Annotated in this window: 21 protein-coding genes and 1 pseudogene; 8 read left to right on the top strand and 14 right to left on the bottom strand. The window is 57.8% G+C overall.

Features of this window, described 5'->3' with window-relative positions; all coding sequences use genetic code 11:
• Positions 1–191: pseudogene (locus tag AB5Y84_RS02715) on the bottom strand (IS3 family transposase); the annotation flags it as partial.
• 124 nt (positions 192–315) lie between these two features.
• Entirely contained in the window at positions 316–954 is a 639-nt protein-coding gene (crp, locus tag AB5Y84_RS02710; RefSeq protein ID WP_005335304.1) for a cAMP-activated global transcriptional regulator CRP, read from the bottom strand.
• A gap of 300 nt (positions 955–1,254) precedes the next feature.
• On the opposite strand from crp, the gene AB5Y84_RS02705 reads away from it, so the two are divergent.
• Positions 1,255–1,659, top strand: a complete 405-nt coding sequence (locus AB5Y84_RS02705; RefSeq protein WP_005362569.1) for an OsmC family protein — start codon at positions 1,255–1,257, stop codon at positions 1,657–1,659.
• A gap of 93 nt (positions 1,660–1,752) precedes the next feature.
• Positions 1,753–2,049, top strand: coding sequence for an MliC family protein (locus tag AB5Y84_RS02700; RefSeq protein ID WP_005348285.1), 297 nt, complete (start codon positions 1,753–1,755; stop codon positions 2,047–2,049).
• A gap of 141 nt (positions 2,050–2,190) precedes the next feature.
• On the opposite strand, the gene AB5Y84_RS02695 is transcribed toward AB5Y84_RS02700, so the two are convergent.
• Genes AB5Y84_RS02695 through AB5Y84_RS02685 form a run of 3 tightly spaced genes read right to left on the bottom strand, consistent with a single transcriptional unit; the run spans position 2,191 to position 3,887 of the window.
• Entirely contained in the window at positions 2,191–2,724 is a 534-nt protein-coding gene (locus AB5Y84_RS02695) for a DUF4136 domain-containing protein (protein WP_005335300.1), read from the bottom strand.
• A gap of 16 nt (positions 2,725–2,740) precedes the next feature.
• The gene (locus AB5Y84_RS02690; protein WP_005335299.1) at positions 2,741–3,610 is read right to left on the bottom strand and encodes a phosphoribulokinase; all 870 of its coding nucleotides are present in this window, start codon (positions 3,608–3,610) and stop codon (positions 2,741–2,743) included.
• 52 nt (positions 3,611–3,662) lie between these two features.
• Entirely contained in the window at positions 3,663–3,887 is a 225-nt protein-coding gene (locus AB5Y84_RS02685) for a YheU family protein (RefSeq protein WP_005335298.1), read from the bottom strand.
• Between the two features lie 97 nt (positions 3,888–3,984).
• Here AB5Y84_RS02685 and AB5Y84_RS02680 point away from each other — a divergent pair, with 97 nt between their 5' ends.
• On the top strand, positions 3,985–5,136 hold the full coding sequence (locus AB5Y84_RS02680; RefSeq protein ID WP_368176314.1) for a GGDEF domain-containing protein: 1,152 nt from the start codon (positions 3,985–3,987) through the stop codon (positions 5,134–5,136).
• Here AB5Y84_RS02680 and AB5Y84_RS02675 read toward each other — a convergent pair.
• The 3 genes from AB5Y84_RS02675 to AB5Y84_RS02665 form a co-directional block, all read right to left on the bottom strand.
• Positions 5,115–6,101 carry a hydrolase gene (locus AB5Y84_RS02675; RefSeq protein ID WP_368176313.1) on the bottom strand — a complete coding sequence of 329 codons (987 nt, stop codon included), beginning with the start codon at positions 6,099–6,101 and terminating at the stop codon, positions 5,115–5,117. The two genes, AB5Y84_RS02680 and AB5Y84_RS02675, sit on opposite strands and share 22 nt — an antisense overlap.
• A gap of 66 nt (positions 6,102–6,167) precedes the next feature.
• A complete protein-coding gene (locus AB5Y84_RS02670) occupies positions 6,168–7,067 on the bottom strand; it encodes a chemotaxis protein (protein WP_005335289.1) in 900 nt (299 codons plus the stop codon).
• 152 nt (positions 7,068–7,219) lie between these two features.
• Positions 7,220–7,879 carry a hypothetical protein gene (locus AB5Y84_RS02665; RefSeq protein WP_368176312.1) on the bottom strand — a complete coding sequence of 220 codons (660 nt, stop codon included), beginning with the start codon at positions 7,877–7,879 and terminating at the stop codon, positions 7,220–7,222.
• A 39-nt stretch (positions 7,880–7,918) separates the two neighbouring features.
• On the opposite strand from AB5Y84_RS02665, the gene AB5Y84_RS02660 reads away from it, so the two are divergent.
• Both AB5Y84_RS02660 and slyD read left to right on the top strand, forming a co-directional pair.
• Positions 7,919–8,122 carry a YheV family putative zinc ribbon protein gene (locus AB5Y84_RS02660; RefSeq protein WP_005335287.1) on the top strand — a complete coding sequence of 68 codons (204 nt, stop codon included), beginning with the start codon at positions 7,919–7,921 and terminating at the stop codon, positions 8,120–8,122.
• A 143-nt stretch (positions 8,123–8,265) separates the two neighbouring features.
• A complete protein-coding gene (gene slyD / locus AB5Y84_RS02655; protein WP_005348264.1) occupies positions 8,266–8,937 on the top strand; it encodes a peptidylprolyl isomerase in 672 nt (223 codons plus the stop codon).
• A gap of 101 nt (positions 8,938–9,038) precedes the next feature.
• Here the strand turns inward: slyD and AB5Y84_RS02650 are convergent, their stop codons facing one another.
• Positions 9,039–9,254, bottom strand: a complete 216-nt coding sequence (locus tag AB5Y84_RS02650) for a SlyX family protein (protein ID WP_005335285.1) — start codon at positions 9,252–9,254, stop codon at positions 9,039–9,041.
• A gap of 14 nt (positions 9,255–9,268) precedes the next feature.
• Positions 9,269–10,237 (bottom strand): hypothetical protein, encoded by a 969-nt coding sequence (locus AB5Y84_RS02645; RefSeq protein ID WP_005349516.1) that lies wholly within the window; start codon positions 10,235–10,237, stop codon positions 9,269–9,271.
• 118 nt (positions 10,238–10,355) lie between these two features.
• Here AB5Y84_RS02645 and fkpA point away from each other — a divergent pair, with 118 nt between their 5' ends.
• Complete coding sequence (gene fkpA / locus AB5Y84_RS02640) at positions 10,356–11,159, top strand: FKBP-type peptidyl-prolyl cis-trans isomerase (protein ID WP_005335283.1); 804 nt, start codon at positions 10,356–10,358, stop codon at positions 11,157–11,159.
• A gap of 151 nt (positions 11,160–11,310) precedes the next feature.
• Entirely contained in the window at positions 11,311–12,717 is a 1,407-nt protein-coding gene (locus tag AB5Y84_RS02635) for a sigma-54 dependent transcriptional regulator (protein WP_005348258.1), read from the top strand.
• A gap of 54 nt (positions 12,718–12,771) precedes the next feature.
• Here AB5Y84_RS02635 and AB5Y84_RS02630 read toward each other — a convergent pair whose 3' ends face one another.
• The 3 genes from AB5Y84_RS02630 to AB5Y84_RS02620 all read right to left on the bottom strand — a co-directional run bounded on the left by AB5Y84_RS02630 (position 12,772) and on the right by AB5Y84_RS02620 (position 14,578).
• On the bottom strand, positions 12,772–13,641 hold the full coding sequence (locus tag AB5Y84_RS02630) for a hypothetical protein (protein WP_368176311.1): 870 nt from the start codon (positions 13,639–13,641) through the stop codon (positions 12,772–12,774).
• Between the two features lie 113 nt (positions 13,642–13,754).
• Entirely contained in the window at positions 13,755–14,090 is a 336-nt protein-coding gene (locus tag AB5Y84_RS02625) for a hypothetical protein (RefSeq protein ID WP_368176310.1), read from the bottom strand.
• A gap of 143 nt (positions 14,091–14,233) precedes the next feature.
• The gene (locus tag AB5Y84_RS02620) at positions 14,234–14,578 is read right to left on the bottom strand and encodes a DUF2956 domain-containing protein (protein WP_139493691.1); all 345 of its coding nucleotides are present in this window, start codon (positions 14,576–14,578) and stop codon (positions 14,234–14,236) included.
• A 268-nt stretch (positions 14,579–14,846) separates the two neighbouring features.
• Here AB5Y84_RS02620 and ushA point away from each other — a divergent pair, with 268 nt between their 5' ends.
• Positions 14,847–16,571, top strand: coding sequence for a bifunctional UDP-sugar hydrolase/5'-nucleotidase UshA (gene ushA, locus AB5Y84_RS02615; RefSeq protein WP_368176309.1), 1,725 nt, complete (start codon positions 14,847–14,849; stop codon positions 16,569–16,571).
• Between the two features lie 192 nt (positions 16,572–16,763).
• Here the strand turns inward: ushA and AB5Y84_RS02610 are convergent.
• A partial coding sequence (locus AB5Y84_RS02610; protein ID WP_368176315.1) for an integrase core domain-containing protein occupies positions 16,764–16,865 on the bottom strand: 102 nt, incomplete at its 5' end.

Below are 16,865 nucleotides of genomic sequence, written 5' to 3'. Positions count from 1 at the left end.
ACAGAAGCCCCCTGGCTCCAATCTTGCCGACCATGTTTACGCAACCATACCAGAACGGTGGAACGGCCCTGAATGCCATAACGCACCTGAGCCTGTTTGTAGGTGAGCTCGCCTTTTTCAATCTGCTCGACCAGCGCCAGTTTAAAAGTCAGCGAGTAATCGCGCTGTGTCCGTTTCACACCTTGTCCCATCGGGCTCTCCATTTATTGGGGGGAAAGGTGTAAACCATATTCAGGACGGGACAAGAGGATCAAAAAAGGCTGCCGTAGCAGCCTTTTTTATCCCAAGGCCTCAGTCAGGCCTGCGGACGGGTCATCAGCGAGTGCCAAATACCACAATGGTCTTGCCGTGAGCAGAGATGAGCTCCTGCTCTTCCAGCATCTTCAGGATGCGGCCCACGGTTTCACGAGAGCAGCCGACGATCTGGCCGATTTCCTGACGGGTGATCTTGATCTGCATGCCATCCGGGTGGGTCATGGCATCCGGCTGTTTGGCCAGGTTGAGCAGGGTCTGGGCGATCCGGCCGGTCACATCCAGGAAGGCGAGGTTACCCACTTTCTGGCTGGTGTGTTGCAGGCGCTTGGCCATCTGGCCAGAGAGACGCATCAGAATGTCCGGGTTGACCTGGATCAGCTGGCGGAACTTCTTGTAGGAGATCTCTGCCACTTCGCAAGAGCCTTTCGCGCGAACCCAGGCGGAGCGCTCGGGGTTCTCGTTCTCCTCGAACATCCCCATCTCGCCCAGGAAGTCCCCCTGATTCAGATAGGAGAGGATCATCTCTTTGCCCTCATCGTCCTTGATCAAGACGGCCACAGTGCCCTTGACGATGTAGTAGAGGGTCTCCGCTTTTTCACCCGCATGGATCAGGGTGCTCTTGGCGGGATACTTATGAATGTGGCAGTGCGACAAGAACCATTCCAGGGTGGGATCGCTTTGCGGTTTGCCAATGACCATGAGAATTCCTCTGTAGTGTCTTTTTATGGACTTGTGCGTCCGGGCAAGCTGCCAATCTTGCCATTCCTTGTATTGGTCGCAGTAGGATAAGAGCCTTTGCCTGTGCTGACAAGGCTTTGCGGGCTTTTGACAGAGCCCTTTGAGTAATGCCTGCTGCGCCGCTTCGGCCATTCTAGGGAAGATAGAGGTCGGAGATGTTGATTTTGATCTATTTCCATCCCAACTCCCCCTGTTCGGCAGAGATAAGCGACTGGGTTATGCTAGGGATCCATCATCATGATTAACAGGAGAGAGTGCGAGATGAAAGCCAAGGTCAGCTGGGTGGAAGGGATGAAGTTTGTGGGTGAGAGTGAATCCGGTCACAAGGTGATCCTGGATGGTGCCAACCCCGGTGAGGGAGCCAGCCCGATGGAGATGATCCTGCTGGCGGTCGGTGGCTGCAGCTCCATTGATGTGGTTTCCATCCTCGAAAAAGCGCGCCAGTCGGTGACCGCATGCCATGTCGATGTCAGTGGCGAACGGGTCGATAGCGTGCCCCGGGTTTTCGAGAAGATTAATCTGCACTTCGTGGTGACAGGCAAGGGATTGGCAGAGAAACAGGTTGCCAGAGCGGTCGATCTGTCGATGGAAAAATACTGTTCTGTTTCCCTGATGTTGGAAAAAGCGGTACAAATTACCCATAGTTATCAAATTGTTGAAGCTTGATAACGATAGTTTCGTTGGTACCCTGGCATAAGGCCGTTACGTAAGGCCACTGCACAAGGCCATGACATAAAGCCATTACATAAGGAAAGTGCAATGAAAAAATTGATCGCTCTGCTTCCTCTTTTGGGTCTGGCGGCGTGCAGTAGCCCGCAACCTACCCAGTATCAATACAGCCAATACCAGTGTGGCGAAGAGATGCTGGCCGTTACCTATGATGCCCAGGCTGACATGGTGCAGTTCCCCTATGCCGGGGTTTACCACAAGCTGGCGCGTGTTGAGTCAGAGTCTGGCGCCAAATATTCTGACGGCCTGACCACCTTCTGGAATCAGGAGAAACAAGCCCTCCTCACCCAGAAAGGGGTCACACTGCTGACCTGTACGCTTAAATAAGTGACCACAGATAGCTGAAGGTGTGCAGCTTTGTGCCCGGGTCTGGCCTAGGCCGGATTGGGTCAAGAGGTTGAGACCACAAAAAACGGCTTGCCGGGAAGCAAGCCGTTTTTCTATCCATCCGTTATCACTAAACAAGCGCTAGTTGGTGGGGACGCGATTGAGCAGCTCGGCCGCGAGCTGTTGGCTAAGCGCCTGACGTTGGCTGTCTGCAATGCTCACGTCGCTGGTCAGCTGGATGATGCTGCTCCAGACCGCTTTCTGGGTTTTACGATCGAGCAGCACGATGGCCAGCGACCCTTTGCGCTGGTTGGCCGAGGCATATACCCCGGGCGTCATGCCAAGACGGGCGAAAATCTCGCCGTCACTCATATCCTTGCCGCCCGCGACGCCGATGGCGACCCACAGATCCGCCTCGTCAAGCGGTGCACTCTGCCACCCCTTGCCATTGAGCTCCCGGCTTACCGCCTGCTGCATCGGCTCCAGCCACCCTTCCGCCAACTCACCGGCAAATTGATACTGTTCGGCCAGGGCGTAGCGCGGGGTTGCACCATAGGTCCAGTTGCCCATCGGGCGAACCAGCATGGTGCCGGATTCCAGCGTGGGGGCCGCCGGCCCACTGCTGCAACCGCCAAGCAGGGCGAGCAGTGCCACAGAGAGATAAGCAAGCCGCATCGTGAACTCCTTTGAATCAGGTTATTTTGCCGGTTTCGATCAATTGCTGGATGAGCGGGCGCAGGATCAGCTCCATCGCAAAGCCCATCTTGCCACCCGGCACCACTATGGTGTTCATCCGCGACATGAATGAGCCATCGATCATCGACAGCAGGTAGGGGAAATCCACCTGCTTGATACCGCGAAACCGGATCACCAGCATACTCTCGTCCAGACTCGGGATCACCTTGGCGCTGAAGGGGTTGGAGGTGTCCACCGTCGGTACTCGCTGGAAGTTGATATGGGTGCGCGAGAACTGCGGGGTGATGAAGTTGATGTAGTCATCCATGGAGCGAACGATGGAGTCGGTCACTGCCTCGCGGGAATGCCCTCGCTCCGAGGTATCGCGGATCAGTTTCTGGATCCACTCCAGGTTGACGATGGGTACTACACCTATCAGAAAATCCACGTGGCGCGCCACATTGTGATCCTCGGTAACCACACCGCCGTGCAGCCCTTCATAAAACAGCAGATCGGTATTGCTGGGCAGATGCTGCCAGGGGGTGAAGGTGCCGGGCATCTGGTTGAAGGGCACCGCCTCGTCAAAGCTGTGCAAGTAGCGGCGATACTGGCCATTGCCATCCTGCCCATAGCCCTGAAAAAAGCTCTCCAGCAGCCCGAAGTCATTGGCCTCAGGGCCAAAATAGCTGATATGGCGCCCCTGTTCGCGCGCCTTGCGGATCGCTACATCCATTTCCGGTCGGGTGTAGCGGTGAAAACTGTCACCTTCCACCACCGCCGCGGTATATCCCAGTTGATGGAACATGGAGCGAAAGGCGTTGGTGGAGGTGGAGGTGCCGGCACCGGACGAACCGGTAACGGCAATAATGGGGTGCTTGGCCGACATGGGATTCTCTCTTCCTTGGGAATTCCGTTATAAGTTCCGGATTGCTGTTGGGTCAAGACTGCTCGATGAAGCGGTCTTTCATCACGATATTCACCGATTCGTGCAGCTCGCTATAGACGATGACAGCTTTGCCTTGCTGTAATTGTTCTCTCACTGCATCGACTTTGACGCCAAGCGGTACATCCTGCTCTCCATATTCGGTTCCCTCCTGCAACACAAAGTGTTCGATCAGGTTGGTCAGGGTGTCGCCGTCCAGCTCTTGCCAGGGAATGATCATTTAAAGGTCTCACAGCAAAAGAGGTGATCGTCAGGCTATTGTTGTGTTGAATCCCGCGAATGCAATCACTTTTTACCTTTTCACCGGAGTCTGAGAGATGTTGTCTGAAGCGCAGCGCAGCGCGCCGTTAACCCTGACTGAGCATCTGGACAGCGCACGTCGAGAGGCGATTGCCCGAGGCATGGTGTGGTTCTGGTTGTTGAACTGGCTGGTGGTGTTGTTTCTTTCGATACGCTACGAGGTTTACAGCCAGGTCGGGCTAGCCAGTGATGACAGCTTGCCCTGGCGCTTTCAGAGTGAGCTGGCCCTGGTCATGGTGGTGTTATTGCTGCTACCTGTTGTCAGCCTGTTTTGTGACCATATGCAGGACCGCCTCTGGTTACGGATGGCTGCACTGGTGATGGTGCTATGGGGCGGACTCTGGACGCTGCATATCTATACGATTGGTCAGGTGGAGCTGCGGGGAGGGGTCAGCTATGCCAACGGGATCATGCGGCTCAACCTGCTGGCTGCGCTCATCGCGTTTTATCCCGATCGCAAGGTTTTTTATGGCTATCTCTTGGGCCCGATGACGGTGGGTGTGGGGTTGGAACTCTTTTTACGCGTCGATTTTCCCCAGATCTACCTGCTTGGCGTGTTGTTTGGCGTGATTGCGCTGGAGGTCGGCCGCCGCATGCTGCACCGCTGGTTTGAATTGGCGATCATGCGGGAGCATGAAAATCTGATGCTGCTGCGCCAACTTGATCAGCTCGCCAAGCAAGATCCTCTGACCGGTGTCGCCAACCGGCGGCATTTCAATATCGAGCTGGATCGCGCGTTAGCCCATAGCCAGGAGAGAGGCGCTCCGCTATCGCTCATCCTGATCGATGTGGACTATTTCAAGCGCTTCAACGACCACTATGGCCATCAGGTGGGGGATATGTGTCTCAAGGAGGTGGCACAAGCGCTCAACCATGCGGTACGCACGCCATCTGATCTGGTTGCCCGCTATGGCGGGGAAGAATTTGTGCTGCTGCTGCCCAATACCGACCGTCAGGCGGCGGCCAGCGTGGCGCAGCGGCTGCAAGATGGCTTGGCCAGCCTGCGGCTGGAGCATCTGGCGTCCGATGTTGCCCCCTGGGTGACGGTGAGTCAGGGGATTGCCAGTACAGTGTCCGGTGAAGGGGCGAGCCAGTTGCTGGAGCGGGCCGATCAGGCACTCTATCGGGCCAAGGAGTCGGGACGCAATCAGTTCTGTGTTGCGGAGTGACTCTGTTCGGCAATCCAGCGACTGATCCGTTCATCCAGCCAAAACCGTGGCCGCCAGGGCGTGCCGTGCAGAAAGCCGACATGGCCGCCGCGCTGGCTCAACTCATAGCGCACCGTGGGCGAGAGTTGCTCCGGCCGGGGAATGACCGCGTGTGACATAAAGGGATCGTCGGCGGCGTGCAGGATAAGGGTAGGGATGGGGATTTGAGCCAGCAGCGGTAGTCCCGAGCAGCTCTGGTAGTAGTGGTTGGCGCTGTGAAAGCCATGCAGCGGCGCGGTAACCAGCTCGTCAAAATCGCGCAGGGTGGCAATCTGCTCCACTTGTCGAGGTTGCCAGCGTTCACTCGCTTTCTGCTGCTGGCTGATTTTGCTGAGCAAATTGCGGCGCATGGTGCGCAGCAGATAGTTCTGATAGACCTTCGAGAAGCCCTGATTGACCCGATCGGCGCAGCTCGCCAGTTGCAGCGGGGCCGAGACCACCACCGCCGCCTTCAGCGCCGCAGGGCAGGCCCGCGCCAGCAGATTGACCAGCATATTGCCACCCAGTGAAAAGCCGATGGCGATCAGCGGTTTGCCCGGGAAGCGCTGGCTCAGCTCGGCAATCAGCTCCTGCGCATCACCGATGGCGCCGGAGTGATAGGCCTGCAGGTGGCGATTGGGCTCGCCGCTGCAACCGCGAAAGTGCATCAGCACAGCCTCTCTGCCCTCTTGCTGCAGATGGGCGAACAATCCCTTGGCATAGTGGGAGTGAATGCTCCCCTCCAGCCCGTGAAACACCACTATCAGCGGCCGTTCATCAAGGCTGACTTCCCCGCTCCAGGCGAGGTCGACAAAGTCCCCATCCTGCAGTTCAAACCGCTCCGCCACAAAACGGGCAGGGGTGCGGCGCAGCCATTTGGGCAATATGGTCTGCAGATGAGGATTGCGTGCCCACCAGGGGGCATGGAAGTGGCTCTCGGTCAGCATGGGGTCAGTCGGTCTGGGTCGAAGATAAGGAGGACGGGAGGCGTGTTCCTCCCGCCAGTCATTGGCTTATTTCAGCAGGCGATCGTGATGTTCGGCACCGCGCAGCATGGCCTGGATCAGCTCATTGGCTTCGAACTTGGTCAGCGCCTCATGAGCACCCACCTGATGTGCCCGCTCCACGCTGATCTCGCTGGAGAGCGAGGTGTGGAGGATGATGTAGGCCCCTGCCAGTTTGCTGTCGCTCTGCACCTCGAAGGCCAGCTCGTAGCCATCGAGCCCCGGCATCTCGATATCGCTAACCAGAATGTCGATCGGGGTCTTCTGGCTTGCCCGCGTCTGCATCAGGGTCAATGCATCCTTGCCATTGGTGCAGACCTCATAAGGGATATTGATGTAGTCCAGCGCAGCCATCAGCTGACGGCGAGCGACCGAAGAGTCATCGACCAGCAGGATCCGCATCGGCTTGATCCGTTCCCGCTGCACATCGGTCAGTACCGGATAGAGGTGGCTCGGATCATCCGGATAGACCCGGGAGAGGATCAGCTCCACATCCAGCAGCTGGATCAGCTGGTCATTGACCCGGGTCACGCCGGTTACGAACACATTGTGACCGAGAGAGGCGGGGGGCGATTCGATATCGCGCCAGTTGCACTCGGTGATCTTGTCGATGCCTCGCACCAGAAAGCCCACCAGGGTGCGGCGGCAGTCGGTAATGATGATGAAGCAGTGGGGCATCTCCTCCTTGCTGATGGGGCGATAACCCACCGCCATCGCCATGTCGATCACCGGAATGGTGGAGCCGCGCATATTGGCAGCCCCCAATACGGTCGGGTGCGAGTGCGGCATTGCCGTCAGCTGGGTGTAGGGCACTATCTCCTTCACCTTGAGGGTACCGATGGCAAAGGATTGTTTGGCTGAAAGGTGAAACAGCAACATGCCCTGGGATTGATTGGCTTTGCTCGTCATGGCAGATGTCCTGTTGGTCGAAACGTTGGCAGTCACTTCAGGCCTCTAGCATAAAGGATTACGGGGGGAATGGCCCTTCCTTGTTAACGACCATCTGGCAAAAAACTGGACTCATTCAGCCAATTTCGTTGGCGTATTCCATCGGCGTCCGGTTATTGATCACCATCCTCGCCAACGCTCCACTGCTGGCAGGCCGCTTGCAATGCGGCCTCATCGGCATAACCCAGCTTGCTGGCCACCTGCGCGGGTTTGCTGCCGCCTTTAAGCAATCTGAGCGCCTGCAGCAGTTGCCACTGTTGTTGCAATTCACTCCCTTCCACCGGCGCATCGGCTTGTTGTGCCCACTGTTGCAGAGACTCCGGTTGGCCATTGGCCAGCGCTTGCCAGCAGGCTTGCAGCTCACCGTGACCCTGCTGGCTGATGGCGCACTGTTGCAGCTCATCCAGGATCACCTGCAGTCGCTGACCGTAGGCCCCTTGCCACTCTTTCGGACGTTGCCACCGGGCCAGCGAGTCGAGCAGGGCATCGAGCAGGGGCGTGGCCTGCAGCCAGCCTGCCTGCTGCGGCTGAGCCACGCGCAAAGAGACATTCAGCTGATCGTACTCGCAACCGCTGAGGGGGCTGAAGGCCGCGAGGGCATCGGCGCAGAGCCAGAAGCTGCTGCCTACCGGCAGCAACAGCTCATGTTGGCCCAGTCTCAGCAGCGCGGCGCCCCGGGTGATCCGCAACAACTGCCCGACCGGAGTTCGTTTGCGGTTGCCGGCGTGCAGGCCCTGGCAGGAAAAATGGTGATACTCGATGGCGTGATGCATGTAAAAACCCTGATATGATGCTGCCTGGAGGTAACAAATATGGAAACCAGACGTAAAAAACGCTTCATTGCCGGTGCAGTCTGCCCGGCGTGCGGCAAGTTGGACAACATGATGCTGTATCTGGAGCATGGAGTCGAGAAGGTGACCTGCGTCGCCTGTGGCGATACCCAGGTACAAACGCCTGCCGAGGTCGACAAGCAGACTCGCGAAGCGGAAGAGGTGATCGGGGTGTTTCGCCCCTGATAAGGGAACGGCGGATGGAATGAGGGTCTCTTTGCTGACGCTGTTGCCGTTTTTTCCGTCACTCAGTGGCGCCGCACGGCATATGCGCGGCCCGCTTTTTAGGGTATTCTGAGCCCGTTTTTTTCTATCCGCAGGATCCTGACATGAAAGTAGCTCCTCTGAGCGTGGTTACGCTGGAATACACAGTCACCGACGAGCACGGTGAAGTCATCGACAGCACTGTCGGCAAAGAGCCGCTGGTCTATCTGCACGGCACCCGTTACCTGGTCTCAGGCCTGGAAGCCGAGCTGGAAGGTCGCGCGGTAGGTGAAGCCTTCGAAGTGACTCTGGCGCCGAGCCAGGCCTACGGCGAATATGACGAGACACTGGTACAAGAAGTACCGGGCGAGCTGTTCGACGGCATGGAAGTCTCCGAAGGGGATACTTTTGTGGCTGAAACCGACGATGGCCACCGTCCGGTGACCGTGGTTGAAGTGTCTGAAGAGTTCGTCAAGGTAGATGGCAACCATCCGCTGGCTGGCGTGACTCTGGGCTTCAAGGTCGAGATCAAGGACGTGCGTGCCGCCACTGCCGAAGAGCTGGCTCACGGCCACGTTCACGGTGCCGGTGGTTGCGGTCACGATCACGGTCATGACCACGATCACGGCGGCTGCTGTGGCGGTCATGGTCACGACCACGATGAGGATCACGGCCAGGGCGGTTGCTGCGGCGGTGCTGGCCACGGTCACGATCATGGCCACGACCACGGTGATGACCATGGTCACGGCGGCTGCTGCGGTGGCGGCGGTTGTGGTGGTAAGGGCCATCACCACTGATCACTGCCATGCCGATGATAAAAAAACCCGCGTGAACGCGGGTTTTTTTATTGGCTGACAGCTATGCCAAGCCATGTCGCCTGACCAGAGATAGCGCCGGTTCAGTAGTGCGGCGGCGGGGTCTCTTCGGCCATGCTGGCAATCTGGCTGGGCTGTACGCTTTGTAGTTTGTCGATCAGCAGCTGGATCTGGTATTTGAGCCGATCGAGTTCACGGCCCTGGGTAGTTACCTCGTCGTTGAGCTGCTCTATGGTGTACTCCGCATAGGCGAGACGGGTTTCCAGGGTTTCGATGCGATCGTTAAGTTGCTGGCTCATGGGCCTTCGGGTCCTTACTTGATTGTCCAGATTTCGGCCAGACCACTGGAGCTGGCACTGACAAGGTGGCTATTGTCGCGCAAAGCGACGCCGTAGACCACTGCGCTGGGCGGTTTCACCTTGGGTTGCGGCGAGACGCGCCAGCTCTGCAGCAGGGCACCATCGCTCACTTGCCACAGGGAGAGCTGACGGGAAGGGGCGCCGGTGATGAGCCACTTGCCATCGTTGGCAAAGCGGGCGCTGGTGTAGACCTCGAAGCGGTGATCATATTGCAGCTGACTCACCTCTTTGCCGGTTTTCAGATCCCAGATGCTGGCCCGGCTGCTGTCGGCGGTGAAGGCGTAGCGGCCGCTCGGCTCCAGTCTGGCCATGATCACCCGGCCACCATGGTTGAACCGCCAGATCACCTGCCCGCTACGGGTATCCCACAGATAGGCGCTGTAGTCGTTGCCGCCGGTCAGGGCGTAGCGACCGTTGGCGGAGAGATCCACCGTATTGACCTGTTCGGTGTGCCCCAGAAACTGCAGGCGACGGCCGCTTCGGGTGTCGAGCCACTCGGCCTTGCCATCTTCTCGCCCGATCAGCACATAACGACCGTCGGCAGAGAGCGCGATGTCCCTCAGCCTGGATTCAGGAAGTGAGTAGTAGCCTTGTGATTGCCCGTCGTTCAGCCGCCAGGTAGCAAAGGTGTCTGGGGTGGCGGTGACGGCATGGCTGTTGCCTTCGGAAAAGCGGGTAATGAATACCAGATCTTCCGCAGAGTCGGATTGCTTCCAGCGCCAGCGTTGACGGTTCTGTTCCAGATCCCAGACGATGATGCCCTGGCTGATGCTGGAGACGATGGCCTGCTTGCCATCACTGGAGAGATCTGCGGTCAGCAGACCCGTGCTGGCGAGGGTCATTTGCTGGTTGGGTTGGGAGCTCTGCTCGCAACCGGTGAGCATTAAACAGAGGCTCACCAGATAAATGGCACTTTTTATCATTTTTGCGGTCTCACGCTTTTGTTACCTGCGATCACGGCGTTAGTATAAGGCGCTTATCACGATAAACCTCTCATTTCACGATGGAACCGAGAGCGGTATTTGGAGTTTGGAGAAACTGATGAACAAATTTCTGAAGGTGTCCCTGTTGGCGGCGGCCGTTGCCGTCGGTCTGACTGCTTGCCAAAAAGACGAGAAGCCTGCTGCGGCCAATACCGCCGAAGTGAAGGCAGAAGCCAGCAAGCCGGCAGAGGCGACCAAGGCTGAAGCCAAGAGCTTTGAAGAGCAATCTGGCTACGCAATTGGCCTCTCCATGGGTCGTTACATCGCCAATACCCTGGAGCGTCAGCAGGAACTGGGCATCAAACTGGACAACGCCGTGATCCTGAAAGGGGTGACTGACGGTCTGGGCAAAGAAGCCAAGATGACTGATGAAGAGATCCAGAAGGTACTGCAGGATTACGACGCCAAGATCAACGAGCTGACCAAGGCCAAGGCCGAGAAAGACGCCGTTGAGAATCTGAAGAAGGGCGAAGAGTTCCTGGCTGCCAACGCCAAGAAAGAGGGTGTGAAGAGCACTGAATCCGGCCTGCAGTACGTGGTCGAGAAGATGGGCACTGGCGCCAAGCCGAAATCTACCGATATCGTCAAGGTTCACTACACCGGTACCCTGACTGATGGCACCAAGTTCGACAGCTCCGTCGATCGCGGCGAGCCGGCTACCTTCCCGCTCAACCAGGTTATCCCGGGTTGGACCGAAGGCGTGCAGCTGATGCCGGTTGGCTCCAAGTTCAAGTTCTTCCTGCCGTCCAAGCTGGCCTATGGCGAGCACGGTGCAGGCTCCATCCCGGCGAATGCCGTACTGGTGTTTGACGTTGAGCTGCTGGCTATCGAGAAGCCGACTGCAGACGATGCCAAGAAGTAATCTTTTCTTGTAGTGAAAAACGGCTCCTTAAGGAGCCGTTTTTACTTGTGTATTCCCTGCAATCGCGGGATAACAGAGCTGTCTTGGCGTTGGGTTTGCGCGCGAAAATAAGGCAAAATAGATCGCAGAATCAAATACAAGGATGAGTCCAGTGGCTGAAAATAAATCGCGTGTCCTGCTGGTGGAAGATACCCGTAGTCTGGCGGTGGTCTATGAACAGTACCTGCGCCAGGAGGGGTACGAGGTAGTGCTGGCCGACTGTGGTCAGCAGGCGTTGGCACAGTTGCTGGCAAGTCCTCCCCCCGTGGTGCTGCTGGATCTGGAGCTGCCTGATATGTCCGGTATGGATATTCTGCAGATGATCACCGAACAGCAGTTGCCCTGCTCTGTGGTGGTGATCACCGCTCACGGCTCGGTGGATGTGGCGGTGGAGGCGATGCGCCTCGGTGCCTTCGATTTTCTGACCAAGCCGTTTGACAGCAAGCGGCTCTGCGCCACGGTTCGCAATGCCTTGAAACACCAGCAGTTGAGCTCGCTGGTTGCCCACTATCGGGAGAACTTCGAGCGCAGCTCCTTCTTCGGTTTTATCGGTGCCTCCATGTCGATGCAGGCGGTTTATCGCATCATCGAGAGCGCTGCGCCCAGCAAGGCGACCGTCTTTATCACTGGCGAGAGCGGCACCGGCAAAGAGGTGTGTGCCGAGGCGATTCACCAGTGCAGTCCCCGCAGCGAACAGCCCTTTATTGCCCTCAACTGCGCCGCCATTCCCCACGATCTGATGGAGAGCGAGATATTCGGTCATGTGAAGGGCTCTTTTACCGGCGCCCAGGGGGATCGCAAGGGGGCGGCCAGTCTGGCTGATGGCGGTACCCTGTTTCTCGACGAGATCTGCGAGATGGACCTGGATCTGCAGAGCAAGCTGCTGCGCTTTATCCAGACCGGCACAGTGCAGCGGGTCGGTAGCGGCAAGCTCGAGACGGTGGATGTGCGCTTTATCTGCGCCACTAACCGGGATCCGCTGGTGGAGGTGAAAGCGGGCCGTTTTCGCGAGGATCTCTACTATCGGCTCCACGTCATTCCGCTTACCCTGCCGCCACTGCGGGAGCGGGGTGAGGATATCCTGCTGCTGGCGCGCACTCTGCTGCAAAGCTACGCCAAGGAGGAGAACAAACGCTTCAAGGATTTCGATGTCGAGGCGGCGCGAGTGCTGCTCGACTACCCCTGGCCTGGCAACGTACGCGAGCTGCAGAACGTGGTGCGCAATATCGTGGTGCTCAATGACAAGGAGCTGGTGAGCCCGGATATTCTGCCGCCACCGCTCAATGGGGTTCGCCCCCAGCTGCCGGCTGCGATTGCGGCAGCGGTGGCATCGGCTCCGGCCGCCACCGGGGTGGCCAACGGACCAATTCGTCCGCTCTGGCTGGTGGAAAAAGAGGTGATCGAACAGGCCATCGCCAGCTGTGACGGCAACATTCCCAAGGCGGCGGCACTGCTCGAGATCAGCCCCTCCACCATTTACCGTAAAAAGCAGGGGTGGGAAGAGTCCAATCGGGCCTGAACCATCTTGCCAGCAGAAAGGGCGGCTAGCGTGCCGCCCTTGCTATTTTGGGGATCAGAGTTTGGCGAGGCGCTTGAGGCGGGCCAGTCGCTCCCCCTCGTGGGCGCTGAACCAGCGGTCTTGCGACAGCAGAAACCAGGCACGGGAGAAGTATTCCGCGGCCAGCGGATCGTCCAGCACCAAGGCATTCTCCCCCAGCTCCTCGAACAGATAACCATCCTCAGGTTCGCCTGCCTCGGCCATATCAACCTTGAGCTGGTGCAGTTCTGCCAGCGCCTGCTGGTGCTGACCCTGGGCCCGGGTCAGGCGAGCCAGACTCCAGCGGGCGATAAACGCCTTGGCCGGCTGGTTATGCTGCAGATGCCAGGCCAGGCACTTCTGTTGCTGGATTTTCGCCTCCTCAAAGCGACCCAGTTCGAACAGGGTCCAGCCCTGATTGTTGTAAAGGGGGGCCAGCCAGCCACGCACCTTCTCGTCACTGCTGCGTTCCGCCAGCTCCATCGCCAGTTGATGCCAGCGGCTCTGCTCTTCCAGTGGTGCGGCGATGGCGATCATGTGAGCGGCGTCGATGGCGAGATAGGTTTCTTTCTCCTTGAGCCCCCATTGCCAGGCTTGTTCAAACAGCGGTTTGGCACTGGCTTTGTCGCCCGCCGAGTTAAAGGTGCGGCCTCGTTCCAGCAGGGCCCTGATCCGCGCTCTGGGGGTTTTATCGGTGAGGCGAGGCGCTATCTCGTCGAGCAGCTGATGGGCTTCGGCAAACTGGCGCTGCAGCGAGTGGGTGCGGGCAATTTGGGTCAGCAACTCCAGTTCGAGTTGCAGGTCGGCGGCGGTGCGCGCTTCGGGAAGAAGGGTGTGAAAACGCAGGGCGCTGGCGGCGGGATCCTGATAATCCCACAGCGCCATGAAATCGGGCGGATTGTCCATTTGGCCTCCTTGCTGGTTATCCTGTCACCAAGATGCCTGCAGGCCATTGTTTGTACAAGGGGCGCCCGTCACAGAGCGCCCCTTGAGTCATGTTAACGGCTGTTGTCAGCCGATCAGTAGACCATGGCCAGGCTCATCAGCATCAGACCGAAGGCGGCAAAGGCCCCCTCTTTGATGGCGAGCCGTGGCACCAGCGCCTTGGGCAGGGCCGGAAACAGGCTCAGGGCAAAGCCAAGCCCCGGCATCAACCAGTGGAATGCCGGATCACGCAGGGCGGGATCGGCGGCACCGTTGATGATGATCAGCAAAATAAACAGGGTGAAGGCGGGGAGGATAAACCAGCGTACCCCACCGGCGGCGACCGCCCGCAGCGGCGAAATGCGATAGAGCAGCATGGTCACAAGGAACAGAACAAAAGGGGCCAGCAGATAGAGCGGAGCGGGGTTCATAACATCTTTCCTGAAAACTGATCGTCAAAAAACCGGTTGCCCGGTGCAAGAGGCGCGGGATTTAACCACTCTTCGCAGGTAATCACCAGCAGCCCAGGCCCGGGCTGTGAAGAGGATCCCGGATAAAGGTTTGCTAGCGCGTCTTAGTGCAACCAGAGCCAGGCTGCAGCAAATCCCAGCCAGCTCAGCACCAGCAAGATCCAGGGCAGGGGATGCTGATGGCTTACTTCAACCAGCTCCAGCTGATCGTCTTGTTCTTCGGGTTGTGGCGCGCCCTGTGGTTGCCTGGCTTTGGCCTGCAATTTTTTCTGGCGGCTCGCTTCGCGGGCCCGTGCTTTCATCTGTTTCTTGTATTCGTCGATGCCTTTCTGGATCCCTTGCGCGATAAGCTGGGTCTGCTCTTTGGTCTGCCCCGGCTTCTGGTTGGCACGGGCAATTTTCATCGCCTCCTGCTGGGTCTCGGGGGAAATCTTGTCGTACTTGGCCATCAAATCATCTCCTCGGGCATGGCTGGCTGGGGAGTATGCCATAAAGGCGCGTCCGGGTGGCGCCCCCTTGGTGCGGGAGGGGAGCAAGTGAGTGACTGCTCAACAAAAAACCTGATAAATCAGCAGGAAGCCGGATGTTGGGCCGAAGATCACAATTAGCAGAATTTGTGAGTCATCGATGAAAAACGGTCATCTGTTGTTTGTTATATTGGCGCCCGACCCGCTGGATAGGGTTGATAAATAACAAAACAATCAAGGTGATATGGAAATGAATAATAACTTTATCAAAGGCGGCGTGGCACTGGCCGTGCTTGCTGCACTGACTGGCTGTAATACCTCGACCAATGACACCGTTGCACCCTGCACCGAAAATGTCTGCAAACTGACCATACTGCACACTAACGATACCCACGGCCGTTTCTGGCACAACGCTGAAAATGAGTATGGTATGGCTGCCCAGAAGACTCTGGTCGAGCAGCTGCGTGCCGATGCCAAGGCTGCTGGCAGTGACGTACTGGTTCTTTCCGGTGGTGATGTGAATACCGGGGTGCCGGAGTCCGATCTGCAGGATGCCGAGCCTGACTTCATGGCGATGAACAACATTCGCTACGATGCCATGGCAGTGGGCAACCATGAATTCGACAACCCCCTCAGCGTGCTGGAGAAGCAGCGCAAGTGGGCCCAGTTCCCCATGCTCTCGGCCAACATCTATGACAAGGCCAGCGGTAAGCACTACTTTGACCCCTACAAGGTGTTCAAGTTGGAGAGCGGTCTCAAGGTCGCCGTACTGGGCCTGACCACTGAGGATACCGCCCAGCTGGTTGATCCCAACAACGTGCAGACCCTGGAGTTCCGCGATCCGACCAGCGAGGCGGCCAAACTGGGCCAGCAGATCCGCAGCAACAAGGAGGCCAATCTGGTCTTCGCCATCACTCACATGGGCCATTACGAGAATGGTCAGCACGGCAGCAATGCGCCGGGCGATGTAGAGATGGCTCGTGCACTGCCGGCAGGGACTCTGGATGCCATCATTGGTGGCCACTCCCAGAATCCGGTCTGTATGGAGCCGGGCACCACCAACAAGTACGCCAATTTCAAACCGGGTGATAACTGCCAGCCAGATCAGCAGAACGGTACCTGGATCATGCAGGCTCACGAGTGGGGCAAGTATGTGGGCCGTGCCCAGTTTGAGTACCAGAATGGCAAATTGACCCTGACCAGCTATGACCTGATCCCGGTCAACCTGATCAAGCGCAACGCCAAGGGCGAGGCGATCGATGCCAACGGCGCCGTAACCAAGGACCCGACCAAGATGCAGTTCGTACAGGACGAGATCACCAAGGATCCCGAGCTGTATAACACCCTGCTGGGTTATCAGGAGAAAGGTCAGCAAGAGCTGAATGTCGTCATTGGCTCGGCAGATGGCTTGCTGGTTGGTGATCGCAACTCGGTTCGCAACAAGCAGACCAACCTGGGTCGTCTCATCACTACGGCGACCAGCAGCAAGCTGGGTGTCGACTTTGGTATCGTCAACTCAGGTGGTGTGCGTGACAGCATCCCGGCCGGTGATATCACCTACCGCAGCGTGCTGCTGGTGCACCCGTTTGGCAACACGGTCAACAAGGCTGTCATGAAGGGAAGCGATCTGGCGACCTATCTGGGCCAGGTGGCAAGCAAGACCCGCAATACCGGTGGTTATGCCCAGTTTGGCGGTATCAACATGGCGGTGGATTGCCAGGCCAAGAGCGTCAATATCGCCAGCATCGGTGGCAAGGCGTTTGATCCGGCAGCAACTTACAGCTTCGCGATCCCGAGCTTCAGCGCCTCCGGTGGTGATGGCTATCCGAAGATCGATACCATCAACGCCGGGTTGGTCGATGCTGCTGTGCTGAAGGAGTACATCGAGATCAAGAAGACCATCAACGTGGCTGATTATCAGCCAGGCAATGAGGTGAGCTATCTGAACTCAGCCTCTACCGAAGGGTGTAACTGATTCGTCAGCGGGGCGTATAGCCCCCAGATGTGATCCTAAAGGGCAGCCGGTGGCTGCCCTTTGTCGTTGTTTGGGTGGCGGTTACAACTCTTCAATTATCAATGACGATAGCAATCGCCTGTATGAGGTCAGGTGAGGGGATGTGTCTAGTCCTGAAATAGGTTTACACATTTTCAACTAGTATTTTTCTACTCAGAATCCCCTATGTACCGCATCGGGGGTTCTGTATTTCAACGCATGATGCGGCCGCTCCGCGTTGTAAATATCCACCGCTTCACGCACCATTTCCCGCGC

The sequence above is a fragment of the Aeromonas sp. s11 genome (assembly GCF_040907945.1).
GTDB lineage: Bacteria > Pseudomonadota > Gammaproteobacteria > Enterobacterales > Aeromonadaceae > Aeromonas > Aeromonas veronii.
Note: the sequence above shows the minus strand (reverse complement) of the source record. Positions and strands in the feature narration are given on the sequence as shown.